The 22218-nt window shown below is 41.0% G+C and carries 20 protein-coding genes and 3 pseudogenes; 6 read left to right on the top strand and 17 right to left on the bottom strand.

The genetic code is table 11. The features are described from left to right. Nucleotides 1-75: 75 nt before the first annotated feature. The 3 genes and pseudogenes from T3H97_RS13085 to T3H97_RS13080 all read right to left on the bottom strand — a co-directional run. Nucleotides 76-333 (bottom strand): annotated as a pseudogene (locus tag T3H97_RS13085) (acetyltransferase); the annotation flags it as partial. Between the two features lie 140 nt (nucleotides 334-473). Then, the gene (locus T3H97_RS26430) at nucleotides 474-761 is read right to left on the bottom strand and encodes an Asp23/Gls24 family envelope stress response protein (RefSeq protein WP_420793140.1); all 288 of its coding nucleotides are present in this window, start codon (nucleotides 759-761) and stop codon (nucleotides 474-476) included. A 175-nt stretch (nucleotides 762-936) separates the two neighbouring features. Further along, nucleotides 937-1680 (bottom strand): annotated as a pseudogene (locus T3H97_RS13080) (LacI family DNA-binding transcriptional regulator); the annotation flags it as partial. A 795-nt stretch (nucleotides 1681-2475) separates the two neighbouring features. Between T3H97_RS13080 and T3H97_RS13075 the strand changes: the two are divergent. Further along, the gene (locus T3H97_RS13075) at nucleotides 2476-2898 is read left to right on the top strand and encodes a GNAT family N-acetyltransferase (protein WP_023988752.1); all 423 of its coding nucleotides are present in this window, start codon (nucleotides 2476-2478) and stop codon (nucleotides 2896-2898) included. Nucleotides 2899-2971: 73 nt separating this feature from the next. Here the strand turns inward: T3H97_RS13075 and T3H97_RS13070 are convergent, their stop codons facing one another. Both T3H97_RS13070 and T3H97_RS13065 read right to left on the bottom strand, forming a co-directional pair. Continuing rightward, nucleotides 2972-3154, bottom strand: a complete 183-nt coding sequence (locus tag T3H97_RS13070; protein ID WP_328799915.1) for a hypothetical protein — start codon at nucleotides 3152-3154, stop codon at nucleotides 2972-2974. 38 nt (nucleotides 3155-3192) lie between these two features. Beyond that, nucleotides 3193-3318 carry a hypothetical protein gene (locus T3H97_RS13065; RefSeq protein ID WP_328799914.1) on the bottom strand — a complete coding sequence of 42 codons (126 nt, stop codon included), beginning with the start codon at nucleotides 3316-3318 and terminating at the stop codon, nucleotides 3193-3195. Between the two features lie 1362 nt (nucleotides 3319-4680). Here T3H97_RS13065 and T3H97_RS13060 point away from each other — a divergent pair. Then, nucleotides 4681-5985 (top strand): pectate lyase family protein, encoded by a 1305-nt coding sequence (locus T3H97_RS13060; RefSeq protein ID WP_023988749.1) that lies wholly within the window; start codon nucleotides 4681-4683, stop codon nucleotides 5983-5985. Between the two features lie 364 nt (nucleotides 5986-6349). On the opposite strand, the gene T3H97_RS13055 is transcribed toward T3H97_RS13060, so the two are convergent. Together T3H97_RS13055 and T3H97_RS26425 are read right to left on the bottom strand one after the other, a co-directional pair. Beyond that, a complete protein-coding gene (locus T3H97_RS13055; protein WP_023988748.1) occupies nucleotides 6350-6493 on the bottom strand; it encodes a hypothetical protein in 144 nt (47 codons plus the stop codon). Between the two features lie 608 nt (nucleotides 6494-7101). After that, on the bottom strand, nucleotides 7102-7260 hold the full coding sequence (locus T3H97_RS26425) for a hypothetical protein (RefSeq protein WP_420793139.1): 159 nt from the start codon (nucleotides 7258-7260) through the stop codon (nucleotides 7102-7104). 356 nt (nucleotides 7261-7616) lie between these two features. Here T3H97_RS26425 and T3H97_RS13050 point away from each other — a divergent pair, with 356 nt between their 5' ends. Then, the gene (locus T3H97_RS13050) at nucleotides 7617-7856 is read left to right on the top strand and encodes a hypothetical protein (RefSeq protein WP_328799913.1); all 240 of its coding nucleotides are present in this window, start codon (nucleotides 7617-7619) and stop codon (nucleotides 7854-7856) included. Between the two features lie 318 nt (nucleotides 7857-8174). On the opposite strand, the gene T3H97_RS13045 is transcribed toward T3H97_RS13050, so the two are convergent. The 8 genes and pseudogenes from T3H97_RS13045 to T3H97_RS13010 all read right to left on the bottom strand — a co-directional run bounded on the left by T3H97_RS13045 (nucleotide 8175) and on the right by T3H97_RS13010 (nucleotide 17756). Further along, on the bottom strand, nucleotides 8175-8525 hold the full coding sequence (locus T3H97_RS13045) for an Asp23/Gls24 family envelope stress response protein (RefSeq protein ID WP_272640807.1): 351 nt from the start codon (nucleotides 8523-8525) through the stop codon (nucleotides 8175-8177). A gap of 182 nt (nucleotides 8526-8707) precedes the next feature. Then, nucleotides 8708-11818, bottom strand: a complete 3111-nt coding sequence (locus T3H97_RS13040) for an efflux RND transporter permease subunit (protein WP_328799912.1) — start codon at nucleotides 11816-11818, stop codon at nucleotides 8708-8710. Further along, the gene (locus tag T3H97_RS13035) at nucleotides 11815-13239 is read right to left on the bottom strand and encodes an efflux RND transporter periplasmic adaptor subunit (RefSeq protein WP_328799911.1); all 1425 of its coding nucleotides are present in this window, start codon (nucleotides 13237-13239) and stop codon (nucleotides 11815-11817) included. Before T3H97_RS13035 ends, T3H97_RS13040 begins: the two co-directional genes overlap by 4 nt. A 165-nt stretch (nucleotides 13240-13404) precedes the next feature. Beyond that, nucleotides 13405-14055, bottom strand: a complete 651-nt coding sequence (locus T3H97_RS13030) for a response regulator (protein ID WP_272640804.1) — start codon at nucleotides 14053-14055, stop codon at nucleotides 13405-13407. Then, nucleotides 14052-15284 (bottom strand): sensor histidine kinase, encoded by a 1233-nt coding sequence (locus T3H97_RS13025; protein WP_328799910.1) that lies wholly within the window; start codon nucleotides 15282-15284, stop codon nucleotides 14052-14054. Before T3H97_RS13025 ends, T3H97_RS13030 begins: the two co-directional genes overlap by 4 nt. 146 nt (nucleotides 15285-15430) lie before the next feature. Next, entirely contained in the window at nucleotides 15431-16522 is a 1092-nt protein-coding gene (locus T3H97_RS13020) for an AI-2E family transporter (RefSeq protein ID WP_328799909.1), read from the bottom strand. 378 nt (nucleotides 16523-16900) lie between these two features. Beyond that, a pseudogene (locus T3H97_RS13015) lies at nucleotides 16901-17335 on the bottom strand (alpha/beta hydrolase); the annotation flags it as partial. Between the two features lie 49 nt (nucleotides 17336-17384). Beyond that, the gene (locus T3H97_RS13010) at nucleotides 17385-17756 is read right to left on the bottom strand and encodes a hypothetical protein (RefSeq protein WP_328799908.1); all 372 of its coding nucleotides are present in this window, start codon (nucleotides 17754-17756) and stop codon (nucleotides 17385-17387) included. Nucleotides 17757-18029: 273 nt separating this feature from the next. Between T3H97_RS13010 and T3H97_RS13005 the strand changes: the two genes are divergently transcribed. Both T3H97_RS13005 and T3H97_RS13000 read left to right on the top strand, forming a co-directional pair. Continuing rightward, a complete protein-coding gene (locus tag T3H97_RS13005; RefSeq protein ID WP_328802822.1) occupies nucleotides 18030-18212 on the top strand; it encodes a TetR/AcrR family transcriptional regulator in 183 nt (60 codons plus the stop codon). 144 nt (nucleotides 18213-18356) lie between these two features. After that, nucleotides 18357-18533, top strand: coding sequence for a hypothetical protein (locus T3H97_RS13000; RefSeq protein ID WP_272640800.1), 177 nt, complete (start codon nucleotides 18357-18359; stop codon nucleotides 18531-18533). 425 nt (nucleotides 18534-18958) lie between these two features. On the opposite strand, the gene T3H97_RS12995 is transcribed toward T3H97_RS13000, so the two are convergent. Further along, nucleotides 18959-19186 (bottom strand): hypothetical protein, encoded by a 228-nt coding sequence (locus tag T3H97_RS12995; RefSeq protein WP_328799907.1) that lies wholly within the window; start codon nucleotides 19184-19186, stop codon nucleotides 18959-18961. 1338 nt (nucleotides 19187-20524) lie between these two features. Next, nucleotides 20525-21469 carry an MBL fold metallo-hydrolase gene (locus T3H97_RS12990; protein ID WP_328799906.1) on the bottom strand — a complete coding sequence of 315 codons (945 nt, stop codon included), beginning with the start codon at nucleotides 21467-21469 and terminating at the stop codon, nucleotides 20525-20527. Between the two features lie 230 nt (nucleotides 21470-21699). On the opposite strand from T3H97_RS12990, the gene T3H97_RS12985 reads away from it, so the two are divergent. Then, nucleotides 21700-22107, top strand: a complete 408-nt coding sequence (locus T3H97_RS12985) for a MerR family transcriptional regulator (RefSeq protein ID WP_328799905.1) — start codon at nucleotides 21700-21702, stop codon at nucleotides 22105-22107. The last annotated feature ends 111 nt before the right edge of the window (nucleotides 22108-22218 follow it).

The raw sequence follows: 22218 nt of genomic DNA, 5'->3' as shown, positions 1-22218 counted from the left end.
CATGGTTCAATCCTGTCTTGGATATAGCTCTTCAATTTAAATCTTACATCTATATGAGACTAAATATATTTCTTCTTAGTTAAGATCCTCACTCAGATTTATCGAGCGGATCTCTTTGGCAGGATTCCCCTCTCCTGATGCGACGATTACTTTATGGCCAATCGACACAGTTCTTCCGCATACCCAAACATTGTTGCCAATAGAAACAGGTGCTCCATTTTCAGGGTCTTTAATTCGTTCATATGGATCTATGGGGTGTGGTGCCGTATAGACATGAACGCCAGGACCCAACAAACAGTTATCCCTTATCCGCACCTCGCATACATCTAGGATAACTTCAAGATGAATGCTCTTGTCCACAACCGTTCGCCCCTACTAATGATTCTTATACAAGAAAAAACGGATAAAGGTAGTCGATCAAGTTGATCGGCTACCTTCTCGTTTGATGAATGGTTAACGTTTCCCGTATGAGATCAATCAATGGATACCCCCACAATAGTTACATTAACGCGGTCAATGCTTACTCCAGTGAAATTTTCAACAGCTTCCTTAACATTCGATTGAAGTACCTTACAGACTTCTGGCACTTTTAATCGGTGTTGAATGGTTATGCATAAGTGAATATCGAGTCCCGTAGCGGTTTCCTTTAACTCAATGCCATTTTGACTACTGTTTCCGCCGAAGCGACTAGTAATATTTTCAATAATTCCATTTGATGTACACGTGATCCCGGTAATAGCATTTGCTGACTTGAGAGTAATTTCTCATCAAACCAATCCCCGCTAACCAACCAATGAAGGTTGGTTAGCGGGGATTGGTTTTACTTACGTTTAAGCTCCTCCATGTGTTGCAAAGATTTGAACTCCCTCATTTATATGTCAACCGCTTGACATATTTTCGAAAAAAAAAGAGCTCTACTCTTTGATTTCAATTAAAAGACGCTGCCACCAAGTCATTACTCGCGAACAATCCATCTACTTCAGGATGTTCATCAAGCAAGCGTTCAATCGGTTCATCGTGATTCTGTTGGTGAAAGGGATCATGTACTTCATAGGTAATTGCCTTTCGACCACACTGCTCCATCACATCTTCATATGCTTTTCTTCTTAAGCTTGCCGGTGTTTCCAATTCAACAGGGCCATTTATGTGTAAGATATGCTTGCCCCCCTTTTCAATAAGCAGTTCTGACGCCAGTTTTCCACCCAAATAATTATCCGATCCTACAACTGGGATTGAATCGGATAGGAAGCGATCGATCGCAATGACGGCAATATTCTTCTGTTCATAATTTACGATACCTTGGTTGTGTGTACCAACGATAATACCGTCAACTTGATTTCGCATAAGCATATCCACATAAGATTCTTCTTTATCCAGCTGATTCAAACTGTTACAAAGCAACAGCTTATAACCTAATGACGCACAAATATTCTCTATATGAAAAGTCAGCTCTCCGAAAAATGGGTTGCTTGTAGTCGGAATGATTAATCCAATCAGATTTGTTCGTTTACTAAATAATGACCGAGCCACATCATTTGGTAAATAATTCAGTTCCTGCATCGCTTTATGAACTTGATCCTTCGTTTCTTGACTGATATAGCCACGATTATTAAGTACGCGAGAAACCGTAGTCGGTGAAACTCCAGCTAATTGTGCAACATCGTTAAGTTTTGGTTTCATTGATTCTCCCTGCCTTCTCTCCATGCCATATCTCTAATTATTTTTTCATTTTAACATGGTTAAATGTGAAAAAACATGATTGAGCATTCTTATGGATTATTCTTCAGATTTATCACCCTCTAAGAATCTCCTTGGCGACAGAAGAACGAATAGGATGATACGTGAAGATATTTTTAGCTAATGTCGCGTACTTCATATTCTTCAAATATTACAACAACCTTCTAAATTTCTTCTCTGTCCCTCTTAGTGAATTGAGGTTTCAGAAATTGAGAAGTGTACATCCCGTTCTCATTAAAAAATGTTTTGGATATCTCACTTCAAAGCGAAGCGATCTCTTTGGGGGGGTGTCGGATGATACTTAGAATTATCGATAATTGAAGCCTTGTTTCTTTCGAGGGAGAGCTCTCCCATGCGGTGGTCAAATCGTACTTGGAGGAATGCAGATCCCCCCTGTCGTGCCCTAATTCACTTTGCAAACATAAAAGCTCGGCTTTCTCTGAACATCATTAATCATTTAATCCCTCATTACTACATTGGGGACATTGAGGATCAATGTAATCATGACGCTTATCATATAAGGTATGCAACGAATCCAAGAGGATAGAGATATAAAGAGTAACGAAAAAGATATGCAGACGATGAAATCAAAAAAACTTTGAACCTAGAGATTATTTTGATAGAATATTCAGGTAAACAGTGATATCTTCGACTGGACAATTGAATTTAAGATTACTCCCTAAGCCGCGGTTGCTCATGGGTTTGCAACTCATCCTAATAATTATGAGGTGAACAGCATTGAATGCAAAAATAGTCATGACTGAGGAAGAACTCAAGGCAGCCTATCAAATCAGGAAAGCTGTATTTGTCGAAGAACAAGGAATTTCGCACGAAGAAGAATTTGATGCCTATGATCAAGAAGCAGAACATATGGTGATATGGGATCAAGGCCAGCCTGTAGGCGCCAGCAGATGGAGAATCGTAGATGGCATAGCTAAGTTTGAAAGAATATGTGTTTTAGCCAGCCACCGTAAGCACGGCGTTGGCAAAATGATCCTTACATTCCTTGAGCAACATGCCTTAAACAAAGGCTTAAACCAAGCCAAGTTGCATGGACAGACACAAGCGGAACCTTTCTATCATAAACTCGGCTATCAAACTGCCTCTGAGGTTTTCATAGAGGATGGACTTCCTCATGTATTACTGGTCAAACAGCTTTAAGGTCAGTAAAAAAGAGGTTCAGGGGATTTCCTCCTGAGCCTCTTTAACGTATCCGTGTGAGTGCCTTACCGTCTTACAATAGGTGCTGTTTACCAGTTAGTGCATCCCATTTGTAGTGAATCGTCTGTCCGTTGCTCTTGACATTAGAGTACAGGTTCTGTTCATTCCAATAATCCGCCTGTACATTTTCCACAGCCGTATGTCGCAGTAATGAACTCAGCAGGAGTTCGCTGTCGTCCATAAGTTTAAGCAGCATTTCATCCGTGCGGTAGTCAGAAGCACTTGAATGAAGCGTTATAGTAGCATGTTGTCCATTGGATGAAAAGCCAAATTTTCAATCGCCACATCGTCTTTTCCGTTCAATGAAGTAATCTGATGGACTTCCTTAAATTGATATTGGTCCAGATTATAGTCCAGCAATTGTACATATCCTTACTACTCAAGATCGACATCCGATGCATACGAAGAAGCAATCCGGCCTTCCCCCTTAAGACGTTTGCTTGGTGAATGTCATCCATTAAAAACAGCCTTTCTGTTGTAGAGTCCTTTTTTTCTTTCCACAAAATTACTATCCATTTGACTAACCGTCGAGTTGTCAAGTATTTTAATGGATTCGATTTTATAACCGTATCTGTCACCAATTATCACATGTCTGGCATCCCGTGTTAAACTGTAAGGGTCTGCTGTGTAGACCCATTGCTCTCTCGTATCTATATGCAATTTGTCGCCCATGGTGCCAGAATCGATTATTTTATAGCTTATTTGGCGCGGATTCAAGCCCATAATTAAAGAGGATAATCCTTGAACAAGCAGACTCAGTGCATAGTCGTAGTTTTTGTAAATCATGGCTTAATTGAATGCTTTAACTGAATCCTTCTTCCGGTCTGATCCAATGACTCGTCCTCCTCTATTTATGTTCTTACCAAGAGAAAAGATGAGTCGAATGTAAGTAATATTGGTTTTGGACAGCGAATAAATTTATCAGTGAAATTATTTCATTTGACTACGATCAAGCATACTCATTTTAGATGATACATATGGAACAAAGTACTACTCCCTCACATAATATCTTTTTTCCGTGTCCCTTCTTCCTAAGCCAAATTTTCATACGTGCCCCTATGAAGTCTATTCCTACTTTGCTTTGAGTCATTTAATGCATCACTATTATAAACAATAGTGGCTTTTCTTAATTGATAGTCGTAATAACCGACTAGATATCCGTCTGTTTCTAAATTTTTCATAGATAGAGCCCTGGATAATATTTGATGTACCAAGTTTTCTTCAAACTTAATTTCAAACTCACCTTTTGGAAATTTTATATTCCAAAAAAATTGAGCAATAGCAAATTGGTTTTGAACTTATGTCCCTGTCCATGGGTCTGGACAAGATTTATAACGCTAAATCAAAAAACTGCGATTATCGCGGCTCCTTATGAGTATAAGTTTTTCCACTCTGAGAGCAGTCCCTTTATTTATGCACTTTCTGTAATGTGATCTTCATATTTTTTTAGATCCGATCTGCGGTTGATTCTAAGGGGCAAACTCCAGTTACGGCTACCCAATCGTTCGTTACTACGGAGTAATCCCAGCGCTTGGGATAGTAAATACCCTACCAGCAGCATTAAGTTGATAGGTAATTTTAGTTTTATAGAAAACACAAAATCGACATTAGTGGCTGGTTCACAATCTTTTTGCGCTAATAGTTGGAATGAATCTCAAAAGAAGTTATATTAGGATATATATATAATATCATTAGTATAATAAAAAAGGAGGAATATCCTAAATGGATGTACGAAGCTGTTTGCAACAAGGATGGAAGGTAGGCTTATGTATGTTGTTATTGTGGATATGGATGATGGGGGCTGTAACAGCGGGTGAAGCCGGAGCACAACCGGTGTTCCCGGGAGCCGTGGGATACGGGACTGACACTTCAGCAGGCCGGGGCGGAAAAATAATCAAAGTGACCAACCTGAACAATGACGGGCAAGGCTCATTTCGTGCGGCATTAGAAACCAAGGGACCGCGGATTATTGTATTTGAAGTCGGCGGTGTCATAAATCTAGAAAAGGAGCGTCTTGAGCTAAGAGAACCCTACGTGACCATCGCAGGTCAAACGGCTCCCTCCCCTGGCATTACATTCATCCAGGGAGGTATGCAGATCAGAACGCATGATGTGTTGATGCAGCACGTCCGGTTTCGGATGGGCAACGGTGACAGCACTCAAGGTGCAGGCTTTGAACCAGATGTATCCACTTACGGAGCCTCCGCTTATAACATTGTCATTGACCATTGCTCCTTTTCTTGGGGAGTGGATGAGAACATGTCCTTCTCAGGTCCTCGTACCAGCGGAACCAAGGCGACTACCCACCGTGTAACACTCAGTAATAGTATTATCGCCGAAGGCCTGTATAATTCCGTTCATGAGAAGGGCCCCCATTCCATGGGTACGCTCGTTCATGATTACGTCCAGGACGTGGCAGTCATCGGAAACCTTTATGCCCATAACATGGAACGTAATCCGTGGTTCAAAGCATTCTCGACGGGCGTAATTGTTAACAATGTCATTTATAATCCAGGAAAATGGGCAATTCGACTCGGATTCGTGGAGAATGAATGGACGGATACGGGGATCAAACCGGAAGGCCCTAGAGTCAGTATCGTCGGGAATTACATGCGGCATGGAGTAGATACGATTAAAGGGTTAGGAATTGTCGGAACGAACAGTAAAAGCGGCTGGGCTTATCTCAAAGATAATCTTGCTTATGACCGTAATGGCAAGTCAGTCCCGCTGACTTTTGGCGGAATCAAGGAACTTGACAATCCACCTGTTTGGGTTGAAGGACTTGAAGCACTAGCTGCCTCGGAAGTAGTAAAGGAGGTCACTGAGCATGCAGGAGCAAGGCCGGAGGACCGGGATGCAACAGATCAACGAATTATCTCCGATTTTCTGACTGGTCGAGGAAAGATAATTGATAGTCAGGAAGATGTAGGGGGATACCCGGATGTTCCAGCGACCTACCGTGCTTTAAATGTACCTGACCACAGCATTGACGAATGGTTGTATCAATTTTCAATTGAGTTGGAGTAGTCTTTAATGCTCTTCAACAAGATCTAGTACAGTCCAGCATTCTGACTTGGGTACCTCCCAAGATTATAGGATCTGATGTCCAATGAAAAGATCTGCTCAAACGTTTTTCGAGTAAATGGTCTCCATATAATGAATAGCCATCTGTAATGATTCGATCCAGTTCATACGGCTAATCACTCCTTGATTTCTATAATAGACACTCTCTAATTCCCACCTTGTCCAGCATCTGAATGGCAATATGAGTTGCAGCTTTCTTCTTCAATTGCAAATGGAGCATAATCATTTCGACTAACTGGTTTCGTATGGTGAACAAAGGATTAAGTGAAGTCATTGGTTTTTGGAATATAAAAGAAATTTCTTTCCTTTATGACTGTTGCATCACCCAGTCGAGAATCTCCCTGCCTTTGAAATCCAATTGTCCGCGCTGAATTTTCCGGCTGCGCCCAGCAAGTTTAGCAAGCCAATGAAGTAACACTTTTACCACTTCCAGACTTGCCGATATTATCAAGTATCTCCCCTTGGGCACTGCAAAACTGATATCGTCAACAGGAGTTACATCATCTGAAGAATTATCATAGTTTAGGCTGAGATGACAGACTTTTAACAGTAATGGGCATTGTAACCGTTGATGAAGTTCCTCAGTCAGCAGCAGACTCCTGACAAGTATTTCGGTTGGAACTCTGGTTGGAGGAGCTTCTTAGACGGTAACCTCCAGCGTTACCATCATTCTGTTCCACTTGTTCATTTTTTCCAAACTTCTTTAAAACCAATAGACGCAGTACGTAAATAACTGCGCCGGATAACTTTTTGTGATAGGCATAGGAACGGAAAAAGACGAATATCAACCGATTTATTTATTAGAAAACTACTAGTTTTGTCGATACTTTATACACAAAAAGCTGCTTATTTAATGACTTCTAAAGGTGTTAGATTTATGTTTTCCTACATGATTTTAAGTACTGAAATCTAAGCTTCGATTTGCTTACGCAAATCTGCGTCCCAAATTCTTATCGTATACATACGTATCAGATCAACGGGTTCCGCCATTCTTTGTTTCAACTGTTTCATTTAGTCCAAGATGATAGGAAATTTCTCTTGCTGCCTCTAAAATTTTGTTTATAGTAATCTGCGCAATTCCTCTTTATAAAGACTAAGAGGAATTGCGCAGATGATACTCCCCACTACGTGGTTCGTTGCATCAAATATAGGTGCCCCAATGCCGATGGACTCATTCTTACGTTCGCTATAGGTATATGAATATCCAATATTTCTTATTTTCTCGATTTACGTCCATATTTGTTGAATGTCATTGGTTATACTCCTTCTTGCTCAAGGACTTCGCTTATCTTGTCATCAGATAAAAAGGCTAAAATGGCCTTTCCGCTAGCACCTATATGAATCGGTTGGAGAACTCCCTATTCTAGACGATACTGAAGTATGTTCGAACTGTGAATGCCCAAAATAAATGAGAGCTTCAAATATTTTTCCTGGTATTGTGCCAAAAATACCGACTGTTCAACTTCCTGAGCCAGTCGCTTCAAATAAGGCTCAGCCACTGAGTTTAATTCAAAGTTCGCGCTGATAAAGGAAGAAAGCCTGATGAATACTGCCTAAAGGTAGCTGCACACAGTATGAACCTTCAGTATATTCTCGACCCAGAATTATTTGCCATCGATAGGGGGATTAACGCCCAACCCATATTGATTGAGCGTCTGGATTGGGCTCTTGGAGAGATCAAGAGAGTAAATCCACTGCACATGGCGAATCCGAAGATTACTCAATGTACTTATCGAAGCGACGCAAACCTCTATGGCGCGCTCTATAACTTTTTTCTTGAAAAGGAGAAAAAGCTGCGCGAGTCTCAGACCTAATAATTGAAAGAAGAAGGTAAGTCAGGTCTCTTGTCTTACTTTCTTCTTTTTTAAACAGAATTATATGACGTACAGGTTCATCATGTGTAGGAAACATACTTCCCTTGATGGCTATTCATTGTGCAGTTTTTTATGATTTTAGGTAATTAAGGATCTTCGACTCAATAACCATATATCCGATATTAACACGACAGGTATACAGTACATACGCTAAGTCAATTTTATATAAAAAAAAACGTGCATGAGGTTAGGTCATTCATGCACGTTTGGATAAACAACAGACTAGAACGGGAATTTAGGTTTGAATCCTTCACAAAGTTAACGATTTTGAATAGCAATTCCCTCCACCTTGACGTTCACCACAACAATGGATAACCCTGTCATATGAATCACATCTTCCATTACATTTTGTTGTAACTCTCTGGTCACTTCATGGATGGGACATCCGTAATCAACGACAACTTTTAGATCAATAGTTGTTTCATCCGAGCTAATTTTTACTGAAATTCCTTTCTTAATATTTTTTTCATTCATACGTTTGTTTGCTTCTTTCGAAAACCCTCCGTAAATTGCTGAAATTCCTGGAGTCTTCAATGCGGCTACACCAGTAATTTGGGATACAACATCATCTGATATTAGAATGCGACCGTGCTGCTCGTTTTCAGTCATACGACTCTCTCCTTTGGCATCGTATAAAATTTACTTTTACTGCTTTTGATTTTTGATACTTTTTTCCTTACTGTTCATTGTAGTACGCTCATATAAGAAAAAAATCGTACATTAGGGCAAGAGGCTAATGTACGATCGGGTAGATGCTCAAGCAAAGCTATGGCCTTTCTCTTTTGTATCCGTTACAGAGACAATGAGCTATCATTGTTTGTATGCATTTCCTTCTTATGCTTCCGTTTCAGCTTCAGTTGAGCTACAACCATATACAGAGTCGGAACTACAAACAACGTTAAAATGGTTGAAAAAATCAGTCCGAATATAATGGTCGCTGCCAATGGCTTGAATAGAATTTCTCCCATCGTAGCAATCGGTATCATTCCGACGATCGCAGTTAGCGAGGTGAGCAAGATCGGACGGAAACGGGCAGAGCATGCCATTAAGATGGCTTCTGTTAACTCGGCGCCTTCACGGCGTGCATCTTCAATAAACTCGATCAATACAATACCATTACGCACGACGATACCGGCAAGGGAAATGATACCCATGATACTCATAAAGCCGATTGGCATACCTGTAATAAAGCTACCAAGCACTCCTCCTGCTGCTGCCAGGTACACAGTCGTCATTATAATGAGCGGTGTGGAAACCGAGTAAAACTGCATGGTGATCAAGAGCAGAATGAGAAAAACAACGATAACGGCTAATTTGCCTAAATCCTTAAACAAATCGGACTGCGTAGATGTTTCCCCGTCCATTTCCCAAGTGTACCCCGAATCGAAGTGTGTACTTGTAAGCTTGCTGCGGATGTCCTGGGTGAGCTCCGAAGCCGTACGCCCTTTTGCATTGGCTGTAATCGTTACCGTCCGTTCCAAATCATAGCGGTGGATTTGCTGAATGGAAAAGTCCGGTTTCATCGTGGCTAACTGGGATAACGGGATCTGCTCTCCTCCCGCATTAGTGACACTTAGCTGTTGGAATAACACCTCAGGATCATGGTTAGGTTTATCCATATACATATTGATATCCAGCAGTTCCTTACCCGTGTCAAAATCCGTGACCTTCACTCCGTCACCCATTAGCAACAAAGTGCGGGTTAAGTTGGAATAGTTAACCTGATATTTATCCAAGGCCTGCTGGTTGACTTGAAAATTCAAATTATAGCTCTGCATCCCCATGTTATCGGTCACATCTACAGCTCCAGAAGTCCCCGCAACGATTTCTTTTATTTTTGTGGTCATCGTTTGCAGCTTACCAAGGTCTTCTCCTTTAATACGGACAGACACTGCACTGCCGACTGGGATACCTAATTGAGGAACACGTATACTTATTAATGCTGCTGGATATTTGGCTTGCAGCGTACTTGTCCAGCTGTCCACTGTTTTTTTGATATCAAAGACTCCTTCTTTACCAACAACAGTAAGTTGTCCGTGTACCGCTCCCACAGAGCCACTACCAGCTGCTATATCGCTGTACATTTGAGGTGCTCCACCACCTGCCGTTGCTGCCAGATGTTCTGTTTCTGGCTGCTTTTTAACCCAGTTCTCAATCTCAGTTATAACCTGATTGGTTGCCTGCAACGACGTTCCTTCTGGCATTGTTACGTAGATTGTGGCATCCGGTTGGTCCGATTCAGGAAATAATTGAATGGGCACAATAGCAAGCAGTCCATATGCTGCCGTACCAATCATAAGACCAATAAGCGCAGTGAAAAGTGGTCGACGCAGTATTCTCGGCATCCAGTTTTTAGCGTATACATTAGAGAGGGACTGAATTTGATTGCCAAGGAGCCCTGGAGGCTTGGTCGTTTTGCTACGTTCTTTACCTTTATGTCGGTTATCGTACCATTGACGGAAAATAGGAATGATCGTAAGCGACATAATCATGGAGGCCAGCATCGTTAACGAAATTACAGTAGGAATCGGTTGAATAAAGTCTCCCATATTGCCCGGCAGAAATAAAAGCGGGGCAAATGCTGCAACTGTAGCCAGCGTGGCTGTAATGATCGATAAGGATACTTCTTTCGTTCCTTTAATTGCGGCCTCCGTAGCATCTTCCCCAAATTCAGAGCGTCGGCGTTCAATGTTGTCATTGACCACGACGGCATCATCAACCAGTATCCCCAGTACGATGATTAATCCGATAACTGAAATTTGATTCAGCGTCGTTCCTGTCATCGGCAAGACAATAAAACCGATGGCAATAGAAACAGGGATAGCCAACGCCACAAATGCAGAAGTCAACAAGTTTAAACCTAATGTACAAATCACAATAACCGATGCAATAGCAATCATCATCTCTTTGGACAGATTACCAAAGATTTCACTTACACGGTCATTTTGAGCGAAAAGTAGTTCAAAATGTACATCTTTAGGTAAACTACTCGCAAGTTCGTTGATTTTGGCTGTTGCCGCTTTGGATACCGTTGGTACGTCTGTGCCTGTATCTCCACTCAAACTGATTGAAATAGCAGGCTTGGTATTCACATACGTATAACTCTCCGTTTTTTTTAAAACAAGCGAGGCTGTACCGATATCCTTCAAGGATATAGGGAACCCTTCTTCGTTGCTTGAAATCTGAACGTTATTTAAAACACTGGGGTCAGTTGAAGCATCTACCGTCAACTGATACGTACGCTGATTGAAATCCAGACTTCCTGTAGGTACTCTATCGTTTTCATTTTTAATGGCTTGAACGACCTGTTCCCAGGAGATGTCGTATTGCTGCATTTTTTGAGTGTTCAGGCTTATTCGTACTTCTTGTTCTGGAATTCCTTGAATATTAACTTTTGAAATACCTGGGACCGTTTTTAATTGATCTTTCCATTTATTCATCAACTCATTTAACGAGTATAGATTTTCAACTTTATCAGAAGTGATTGCGTATGACCCGATGAAGGAGCCTGCCATACTATCATTGATAATGGGCTGCATCGCATCGTCCGGAAGCTCAGACTGTGCATCCTGTACTTTGGTACGAAGATCAGCCCACACTTTTGTCGGATCTGCCTCATCCAAAGCTTCTATACTTATACTGGATTGGCCTTTAGAAGAAGTGGAAGAAATGGTTTTGACACCCTGCACTTCTTTGATTTTCTGTTCCAATATCTTCGTAATGGTTTGTTCGATTCTTTCAGGTGAGGCCCCTGGATACACAGTTGTAACACTGGCTGACATAGGAATAACGTCAGGCATCTCCTGTTTAGGTAACGATGCAAAGTTGTAAATCCCTAGCAAAATGCACATGCCAAAGAAAATAAGTGTGATTTTCTGTTTTTTAACGATATATTTAATCATTCGGACGACTCCTCCGATTTCCCAAGTACATCATTCCCGAGTAAATCGCCATTAAACAAGGTTCCTGCTCCTTGCGTAACGATTTGATCGCCTACCTGTAGCCCAGAGACAACTTCGAGCTGATTATTAGTCACCTTCCCCAGTTTAATCGCTGTTTTAACGGCCTTTCCATTTACAGCTTTAAAGACATACGGGTCATTTCCCGTACTAATTACAGCCTCTACGGGCACTAAAAGCGCTTCGTTTTGATTCATGCTTTTGGATGCACTAATGACTTGACCAGGCTTCCAATTCAGTTCAGGATTGGGAATGCTAACTTCCACATTGATGCTTCCCGTTTTGGAGTTAGTCGATGGATAGATCTGAGTAACGGTCCCTGTTCTAATTTCATTATAAAGTGATATATTTACTTTTTGATTTTTCTTCCACGATAAGATTTCGCTGTCCGGTACGGGAAGAAGTACTTTTAAAGTGCTGATATTTCCGATAATAAACGCTTCACTTCCGCTGGAGCCCAACTGCCCATCAGATATCTTTTTCTCAATCACAACACCAGCTATAGGGGATGTTAATGTGGTTTTCTTAATCGCCAAAGCCGATTGCTCATAAGCGACCAATGCATCCTTGTAGGAAGCCTGAGCCTGAGCTTTACTGGCTAGCCCTTGTTGCTGAGTAGCCCTAGCCGATTCCAACCCTGCCCTGGCCTGATCTACACCATCCGAAGCTTGTGCACGCTGTTCCTGGGAAGCCCCTGCAAGCAAAAGGGACAATTGCTCTTGCGCATCACTCAAACTTTTTTGTGCGTTGGTTAATTCAAGCTGCGCATTCTCATTTTCCGTTAATGATACTGCCCCTGCCTGAAATAGGCTTTGCGTCCTGGCGGCATCTGCCTTTTTCTTGTTATAGGTATTGGTAGCCGCCGTAACTGCATTTTGCGCCTGTACAATTTCCTGTTTTTTGGCACCATTGTTTAATTCCCGTAATTTGGATTGGGCTGAATTAATCTGGGATTGTGCAGTATGAATACTCGCCTGTGCCGATTGAACAGAAGCGTCTGCTTGACTAACACCGGCTTTCGCCTGATCCATAGCTGCCTTGGCCCTCGCAAGCTGCAGTTGATAAGTGGATGTGTCCAATTTCGCGAGGACTGCCCCCTTATGTACCTGATTCCCTACTTCAACCGTTGTATTTAAAATACGTCCATCCGCTTCAAAGGAAACCGCAATTTGATTGCTTGCCTGCAATGTTCCCGCCAAATTAAATTCATTAGCCAAAGGCTGCATCTTTACTTTTTGAATTTGTACCGGCTGACCAGATTTTGCAATGGTATCCTTCGAAGCGCTTGAGCAACCGGAAACCACCATGGCGAGAGTTATTCCCATGACTAGCATTTTGATTCGTGTTCTATTCAACAATTTCATCCTCCTTGACTTACTTCTAAGCGGTTACCAGCAATCTACGAGATTAACTGGACTTTCTCTTTTCATGGTACAACAGTTAACAAAAAAAAAAATCGTACATAAGGGCAAGCACCTCATGTACGTTTGGGCAAATTCAAAATGATTATATGTTTTTATTCACCAATTTTAAATATTCAGAATGCCTCGTTCCAAAGAAACGGCTACTGCTTCCGATCTGGATTCGACACCGAGCTTGTTGTAAATGTTCGTTAAATGAGCTTTCACCGTCCGCTCCGAAATCCCCATGTCGAGCGCAATATCCTTGCTTCTAAACCCCTGCGCAACAAATTGTAATATGTTCTTTTCTTTCTCGGTCAGGATTGAAGTATCTTCATGCAGCTCACTCTTGACCTCTTTCTCACTTGTTTTAGCAAAAACTCTTGCTGTAATTTCCGGCTGAAGAAGTGTCTCTCCTCTTAAAGCGGATTCAATAGTCCGAAACAAATTTTCACGGCTAGTATCTTTTAATAAATAGCCTTTGGCCCCCAAGGAGAGCCCCTGAATCATTAAATCATCTTCGTTATAGGTAGTCAGGATAATAACTGGTGTGTCATTTTGCTTCTCTTTTAAAGCTTTCATCGTTTCCAATCCACTCATTTGGGGCATGTATAAATCCATTAGGATGACATCCGGTTGAAGTTCCTCAATCAGGGTCATAGCTGTTACCCCTTCTCCCGCTTCACCCACAACTTCGTAGCTGTCATTTGTCTCTAGAACGAGTTTAAGCCCTTCTCTAACCACCCAATGATCATCTACGATTAATATTTTAAATTTCATGATACATCTCCTTTGGTAAGGGGTACCTCTATTTTAATAGATGTCCCTTCTTGAACTGTGCTGTTGATCTGGATTGTTCCGCCCAGCAGACGCGCACGCTCATGAATACCTATGAGTCCGTAATGTCCTGATCGTCTGGCAATGAGATCTGGATTAAATCCTTTTCCATCATCACGGACCACTATAGTAATTTTATCTGAATTATCCAAAATATTAATCCAAGCGTTCTTGGCATAAGAATGCTTGCCTACGTTCGTCAAACATTCACTTATGATTTGTAACCCATGCTCAATCAACAGCCTGGATACCGAGGATTTCATTTTGATGTTCAGTGATGTACGAATTCCGGTAGCCATCGTAAAACGCTGCGCTTCTTCCCGGACTGCATCGGAAAAGTCGACTTCCGAGGCCGATTTTGAACGTAGGTTATCTATCGCCCTTCGTGAGTCAGCCAGTGCCTTTCGTGCCTGTGACATGGACTGTTGAACGATTTCATGGGCTCTCTGCGAGCTGCCTTTTATCATATGGGCATCTACGGCTTCCAGCTGCATAATCAGGCCAGCAAGACCTTGAGCCAGTGTATCATGCAAATCCCGGGCCATGCGTTGCCGCTCGTTGGCTAATGTAAGCTCTTCTACTTTTTGATGTGCAAGCTCCAGTTCAGTAAGAAAGTTTTGGGTACGAATCCGCGCATTGACTTGTCCGTAGAAAAGAATAGAATATGCAGCTACGATAATAACGATAAGAATGAGCAACCCAATAAACAGCACGGAGTTCTCATCATCGCGATGCCATATCATAGCAAGGCAAAAAAGAAGATAGAAGCCAACAAACACCAACACAACTTTTTTTGTTTGATAATATATACCTATGCTTTGACCGATTAAAATTGGAATTAATCCAATCAGCACAATTGGGAAACTGACAGGTAGAAGGAAAGCGCTTAAGAAGATGATTCCAGCTTGAATAATAAAATAGATCCATGAGCCGTAATTTAGTACTTTACGAACATGCCAGTACAAAAGTACATGCAGAGTTATTGCCAGAGAGAACAATAGACTTCGAAATGGTAATGGTGTAGATATATTTTGGATAACAATTCCTTCGATAAAGATGAAAACGATCCATAATATAATCGGAACTCTGGAAATATTAAGTCGATCACCTTCTCCATCGTAGATCTTTAAGTCTACATCTTCTTGGCCTTGTTCATTAGATTGTTTGCCCATAGTCCACCTCTAAATTTATACTTAGAAAAAACATTATATTTATATTTTATCATTTTGTACCTTTTAAAAAAAACGTACACATGTGCGATGACGTGTGTACGAGTGGGTAAAAAAATAAATTTTAGCATACTAAAATTCAATATCAATCATAAATTTTCCCATTTTTCTCTGTAAAAAAGCAAGTACACCTTACTAATTATTACTTTAATGGTCATATAATAAGGGATGGCCAGCAATATTCCTGTAATTCCTGCTAAATCCTCACCAATCAGCACAAGAATAATCACTGTCAAAGGGTGAACGTCAAGTTGCTTACCGAATACATAGGGAGAGATGATATTGTCTTGTATTTGCTGGGCCAATAAAATAACGATAAGTGACCATATCGCAACCGAGGGTGACTGAATGAAGCCAATAATAACAATAGGAATCGATGATAGAATAGCACCTACAAAAGGAATAAAATTCATAATCACCGCAACGACGGTTAATAATAAGGCATATGGCAGTCCAATCAAAAGAAATCCGAAGTACATTAACACACCAAGTGCCAAGTTAATAAGTACTCTTCCCACGATAAAGCTGCTAAGTGCGCTATCAATATCATCCAAGACCTCGTTTGCAGCGATTAGAAAGCGCTTAGGAACAAAACTAACCAATTTACGGCCAAATTCCCCCCCTTCCTTTAACATATAAAAAAGGATTAAAGGGAACGTAAACAATGTGATTGTAACATTGGAAACAAGACCAAACAAATTGGTTACATAATCCGTAATTAATAAGAAACCTTTATTCAAGTATTCAGTAAGGTGTGTTAGCGGATTAACGTCTCCCGGAAAAATGGCAGAAAGTGCCCCATTCTGTTCTAATTCATGAACTTTATTACCTAATGCACTAAATAAACTGGGTGCATTATCCACTAGGTTGATCATTTGATTACGTATGGAAGGCCAAATACCAACAATAAAGACAGCTAAAATGGCTGCAATGGCGATATAAATGAGTATGATTGCAAGAGAACGGTTTAACTTATGTCTTTCCAGTAAATCTACCAATGGACGCAGAAGATAATAGAAAAAAACAGACATCATTAATGGCAATAAGACAACGCTGATTAACGAAGTTATCGGTACAAATAAAAAATCGACTAGTGTACACAAATATATAATGATGAGCACAAAAATGATACCCATACACCATTTAAAAAACTTATTTATTTGTGGAGAGTGATTAAGCATTAAAAGTATTCCCTCCTACCTTTGCATTTTTAATGAACAATTTTAACTTCTTCAACTGACCACACCCTTTAAACATAATAAAAGGAAATTTGCATTATTAGCACTCTGCTAATTTACTCGATTTCTTCTATTCATTTTAAATCGAAAACTAAAATAAAAAATCGTACATAAGGGCATAAACCTCATGTACGATTGGGCAAATTATTTTAAATTTTTGCAAAGTTCTTGAAAGGTCTCTATCTTTAGATGGATGCTTAAGTATTTTCGCAAATCTTCTCTCAGCTAACACTCCCGAATATACATGATTCCTAATAAATATATTAATTTTTTCAATGGTTAAGGATTCCAATATACTGTTGGTTAGGCACCTCTAACCGTTCAAGAGATACAACTAAGAACAGATTCAATCGAAACTAAACAAGCTGATGCCGAATAAAGCGAGATAGCAGCGACGCGGTCGGGATGATCAGCAAGTGGACCTCCGATGAACTGCTCTAGCGCTTCGTTCAAAGTAGTCACCAGTTTAATCGGATCTACGACCGGATATTCGATGGCAACCGCTGCGGGAATAGGGACATTTCCTGCACTCTGGGTTTCCCCTGCCGCAACGGTGTAACCGATGAGAGAAGCAAGATTCCCGCCCGCAGACTCGCCCGTTAATATGATCTTGGTCGTATCACCGTTCCATCGGCTGGCGTTGTCACCGACCCATGCAAGGGCGCTGGACACAGCAGCGGGAGTTGTCTCCCAAGTCGGTTCACTTGGTGTCGATAGAGGATACTCAACGTCAAATACCAGGTAACCCTGCTGGGCAAAGTAATGATCGTCAGAAGCAAATCCCTCGAACGATCCTTCTAAAAAACTACCGCCGTGACTTGGCTCTTCTTACTGACATCAGCACTGCGCTCGCCCGCCCGATTCCGCTTCCTGCACCTATGACGATGATGACTTTACCCTCAAGCGAAGCATCGTTTTTTCTGGAGGAAGGAGCAGCGTAGGTTTGTGGAGTCTTTTCTGCTACAAACACAATTGAAGCCAAATCATTCTTAATTGCTTCTAGTGTAGAAAGGGGAATGTTCACTTGAGGAAGGTCAACCAGCTGACCCAAAGTGAAATTGGAGGCCATCTTAAATATTGGTTCACTTACAAATTCAGGTAAATGTTTTTGCAGTACAACGAACGCTTCTTCATGGTTTAATAGATCACCAATTTTAATATTTTCATTGTAGGCCATTGGGCTCATCCTCCAGTAAAGTTAATATACTTTAAAAAAATGATATTATATATATCATTATGATAGTACTACTATCATTTTCGAAAGTGAGAATGCAACTTTACTTCGTGAACCAAGCAAAAGTTAATCCATATGCTTCGCTATGTTTAATACGGACCTGTTCATTGACAAGCAAGAAGTAACTTTGCTAGCATAATTGAAGCTGAATCCTGTAAGGAGGTCTTCCTCATTCAACCTAGTCAAAGACTTGAACATGAGCGTAGCAATCTGTGAATAAAGCGGCGCATAAATATTATTGAAGCAGCCCAGATCGTTTTTACCAATAAAGGGTTTGAACAAGCCACGATGCAGGAGATCGCCAAGGAAGCGGGTTTGGGTGTAGCTACCATCTTCCGCTATTTCCCTAAAAAGGAGCAATTGATCGTGTCCGTTGCTTCCAAGATTGTCCAATCCTAGTTTGAGGTGTTGTCAGAAATTATAAGTGGTAAAGGCAACTGTTACGACAAGCTGGACAGAATCTTTGGTGCGCTCATCTTTTTTCAGAACACAGAGCATCAACGAAACTCTAAACTTATTGAAGCATTTGAATGCTACGTTGCGATGTCAAAACAACCTCTGGAAGATATAGACATCTACCAGGCACAATACAACAAACTGATCGCGCTTTTCAGCGAGCTTGCCTTACTTGGAGAGCAAGACGGCTCTGTAAGGACGGACCATATGACTGCCGATACCATCATTACCATGATGAACGTTTTTGTAAATCTTATCCAATAAAATGGCTATGCTGAATGCCATTGCGGCATTTCATACACAGGTAGAAGAGGCAGAACAGTTCAATATCCTGAAGAAATTATTGTGGACCAATTAAGAGCTTAAACATCGCCTTTGGGCTTTAGATTGGCTTTAGGTTATCGCGGATTCCCAAACTATGAGACCGATGTGAAGCACATATTGAACAGGACATCCTACACTATTTTTGTTGTTTATGTACTGGACCACGTATTTTGTACAGAAGAAAGTACCTAACGCCAGTAAAGGCTGGCAAGGCACTTTCTTCATTCGGTGTTTACTTCAAATCTTCCACGTGTTTGTTTGGTCATGCTGGGAGCAGACAAATCTCTCCAGCATGACTTTGCAGTAGCATCTTTGCTTTATGCTACCCGTGCTTTCACTCCATTTTCCATTCCTCCTTTTTTCGCCTAAATCGCCCGTGCAATTTCGTTTGCCTCGGCCACGGCATTCAGCGCTCTGCGAGCTTGGACCGCATCTCCGATAACATGACATGGAATGTAATGCTCTCTGCAAAACGCATTTATATTCTCAAAACTTCGTGATTTGGCACCGATAGCAACGACAACCGAATTACAAGGGTAGTCTTGAAGTTGCCTCTTGTTTTCAATTACAACTGCGTTGTCCTTAATTTCCACACATTTGGCATCCGTTAAAGTTTTCACCCCAGAAGCATAAAGATTTTCCATGACGCATATTAAGGGATGCGGTAACAGGCGTTCCGAGTTTCACCTCTACACCTTCTTTGATGGCCTGCTTCCCCATAGCCAAAGCAGTTGCCTCAAGACCTGCTATCCCGCCCCTGCAACCAAAGCTTTTTTGGGGTACTCGGTAGTCGTTAGCTTGTATTCGGCTTCTCTGCCTAGTGCTGGATTTCTCAAGCAAGTGATAAATGGTACTTCCGTTGCAACATCAGCCGCAATAACCAGCTAACGCAACCTTCGCACAAGGAGAAATGCCACTAAAATTAAGCAGACCATTTTAAAAAAACTTCACCACCAAAAAAGAGAAAGAACTTCCTATGAATGATCAATGAAATGAGCGTTTTTTTTAGTAACTTCAGAAACATCTACAACATGCAGCTAAATGCTTCTATGACATTGGGCAGAAAAAATTTTAGATGCAGTATAGTTGAAGGTAGTCGATTGAAAATTCTAGTTTACCGGGAGCCATTTAATGTCTACTTCTTCATCCAAAACTGTCCAATTTTTATTGTCGTTCGAACCTTCAAATGTCCATTGGATGAAATACAGGTCACCCCCCTGCAGCCGGTCCGTAACCAGCCTTCGCCGATTTCAGGCTGCTGTTTGTAGTCTCGGCTATCTAGGGCTTGAATCATCAAGCATGTTCGCTTCCATTCCCGTTTTTCTTCAGAATCTCTTTGATCTTCACATACATTTCTTTAGATACATGTTCCTTCAAGGTAGTACCGTCCTGATACATACCCAGATTCATGATCATTTTCTGCTGAGCTCATTGGCCGCCTTGCTGATATCAATCTCCATGCTAAGATAATCGGCTCCGGCAAAAACCTCAAACCAACACTTCCCTACCGGACAATGGATTGCCACGGTTACAGGCAATTGGAGAAGTGTAGACGTTTCAGGAATCGCCGCAAACTGGAAACATGACATTTCTGAGAGGAAGTTCGAATAAACCGGTAGAGAAGATCCGAAAAATATCTATACCGATAACGAAAAGAAACGATTGAGTGAAGCTTAGCTGAAGCCAAAGTGCTTAACGGGTTTCGCTATTACCGTTTACACCGTCTGCAAAACTTAAGAGAACAAGTCCTGATGACAGCTGTTCAGTGAAAATAAAGTATTAGACTGACGATGCTTCATTAAGCTAACGGGCAGGTTAACCTAACAAGCAGACTGCCAATTACGTTTGAAAATACCCAAACGTGCTGCCGGGTTGACATTCAGAACTGGCCTTGTGAATCTGGTGGAGTTAAAGGGAGTGCTAGTTGTGTCTCATCTATTATTTTGAACAAGCATTGTATTGAAGAGCCAGCGAAAATTCCATCTGAAATACTGAGCTAGATGCCAATCTTCATAGCCATTTAATACACCTTCATTTAACCAGTAAGACTCTGGTTTTCCGCTCGTCGCAGCTTCAGACACATAAGCGATCGTTTTTTCTAAAAAGCGAATGACATCTAGGATTTTATCTGGAGTGGACACATCTCCATGCCCGGGAATGACAGTATCTACCTTCAGATCTCTTTGAATGCGTCTAAGGATGCGTATCCAAGCGTAGGGATTACCGTATGGCATGACCGGAATCGTCTTGTTGGTTATTAAATCACCAGCAATCAAGGTTCGTTCTTCAGGCACGTAAATAACGACATCGCTTAAAGAATGGCCGCCTCCGTAGGATAAAACTTCGACAGTGCGTTTTGCTCCTTTTATAACTAGTTTATCGTCAAAAGTTATCGTGGGTATCACCCTACGAAGGGAAGGGATAGCATCATACAGGGCTCTCTGCACGGAAAGATCATAGCCGATTTCGGTTAAGATGTGCGGATTTTTTTCTTGTGAACGTACTTGATGTAGGCTATTTATTAACTTCTGAATGTTTTGTTGCATAAGATCAATATTCACTTTACCCATTTCAGATAGCAAATCTCTTGTCCAAACGGTAGATATAAAATCACTTTCCATGAATTCCTGATTGCCGTTGACATGATCTCCATGGAAATGAGTATTGATCACATATTTAATTGGTTTATTCGTTAATTGTTCTGCGGTTTGACGTAACAAAGCACCAGAATGCGGTAGGTTAGTTGTGTCCACAACAACGGTCAAATCCCCAATGTCAATAATTGCCGCATTCCCCAGGGAACCACTACCAGGTACCGAAATAGCACCCCAGATACCTTCCGCTGCTTGTTGAATCGTGAAATATTTGTTGTTCATTGTTTATGCCTCCATCAAAATAAGTTTGACACCATTTCCTTTTATCTTTAGTTTTTTTATGTTTCATGTATATCAATTAGCAACTTTAGCTTACAAGTTAGAGTCAACTAGAAATCAAGCACAAATTTTTGAAATGAAGTTTGAGGTGCAAATATCGACTTCGAGTTGACTTAAAGATGTATAATAGTTTTAAATTTTGGTTTAGAAAAAAGGAGTGACATAAAAAAGCAATGCTTACTATAAGTCAAGTATCAGAAAGAACGGGGTTAACTCCTTATACGATTCGCTATTATGAAAAAATTGGAGTGCTACAGGAACCAAATCGAAGAAATGGAAGGACACGCATTTATACCGAAAGTGAGGTTTCATATATACAATGTTTAATTAGATTAAAAAAATTGGGATTGTCGCTTGAGGAGATTACGGAATTTACTCGTGACGGATGTGTACTGGATAAAATTCAAAAAGGGGAAAAAGTTGCTAATTTTACTCCTGCCTTACACATACGGATAGAAATTCTTGAAAAGCATCTGGTGGAACTGGAATCCAAGCGGCAGGAACTTGAGTGCATGATTTCCCTTGCCAACGAGAAGATAGCCCTGTACCAAAAACTTACGAAAGACGATATAGTAATGTAGAAGACCTGGTTCACCACCAGCATATACGATGGCAACAGAATTGATTGAACTAACGAAATACGTTAGTTGAACGACAACAGCGGCAGTCTAAGACTTTATTTTTCAAGTCTT

Source organism: Paenibacillus sp. LX16 (genome assembly GCF_036252815.1).
GTDB lineage: Bacteria > Bacillota > Bacilli > Paenibacillales > Paenibacillaceae > Paenibacillus > Paenibacillus polymyxa_B.
The sequence above is the reverse complement of the archived record's forward strand: the minus strand, read 5'-3'. Positions and strand labels throughout refer to the sequence as shown.

What these genes read in the sequence shown, in the direction of transcription:
- T3H97_RS13070 (WP_328799915.1), bottom strand. Translation starts at nt 3,154, where the DNA reads ATGCTGCTTAAACTTATGGACGACAGCGAACTCCTGCTGAGTTCATTA.
- T3H97_RS13035 (WP_328799911.1), bottom strand. Translation starts at nt 13,239, where the DNA reads ATGAAATTGTTGAATAGAACACGAATCAAAATGCTAGTCATGGGAATA.
- T3H97_RS13045 (WP_272640807.1), bottom strand. Translation starts at nt 8,525, where the DNA reads ATGACTGAAAACGAGCAGCACGGTCGCATTCTAATATCAGATGATGTT.
- T3H97_RS13010 (WP_328799908.1), bottom strand. Translation starts at nt 17,756, where the DNA reads ATGGCCTACAATGAAAATATTAAAATTGGTGATCTATTAAACCATGAA.
- T3H97_RS13025 (WP_328799910.1), bottom strand. Translation starts at nt 15,284, where the DNA reads ATGGGCAAACAATCTAATGAACAAGGCCAAGAAGATGTAGACTTAAAG.
- T3H97_RS13000 (WP_272640800.1), top strand. Translation starts at nt 18,357, where the DNA reads ATGTCAAAACAACCTCTGGAAGATATAGACATCTACCAGGCACAATAC.
- T3H97_RS13060 (WP_023988749.1), top strand. Translation starts at nt 4,681, where the DNA reads ATGGATGTACGAAGCTGTTTGCAACAAGGATGGAAGGTAGGCTTATGT.
- T3H97_RS13030 (WP_272640804.1), bottom strand. Translation starts at nt 14,055, where the DNA reads ATGAAATTTAAAATATTAATCGTAGATGATCATTGGGTGGTTAGAGAA.
- T3H97_RS12985 (WP_328799905.1), top strand. Translation starts at nt 21,700, where the DNA reads ATGCTTACTATAAGTCAAGTATCAGAAAGAACGGGGTTAACTCCTTAT.
- T3H97_RS13050 (WP_328799913.1), top strand. Translation starts at nt 7,617, where the DNA reads ATGAACCTTCAGTATATTCTCGACCCAGAATTATTTGCCATCGATAGG.
- T3H97_RS13040 (WP_328799912.1), bottom strand. Translation starts at nt 11,818, where the DNA reads ATGATTAAATATATCGTTAAAAAACAGAAAATCACACTTATTTTCTTT.
- T3H97_RS12990 (WP_328799906.1), bottom strand. Translation starts at nt 21,469, where the DNA reads ATGAACAACAAATATTTCACGATTCAACAAGCAGCGGAAGGTATCTGG.
- T3H97_RS13020 (WP_328799909.1), bottom strand. Translation starts at nt 16,522, where the DNA reads ATGCTTAATCACTCTCCACAAATAAATAAGTTTTTTAAATGGTGTATG.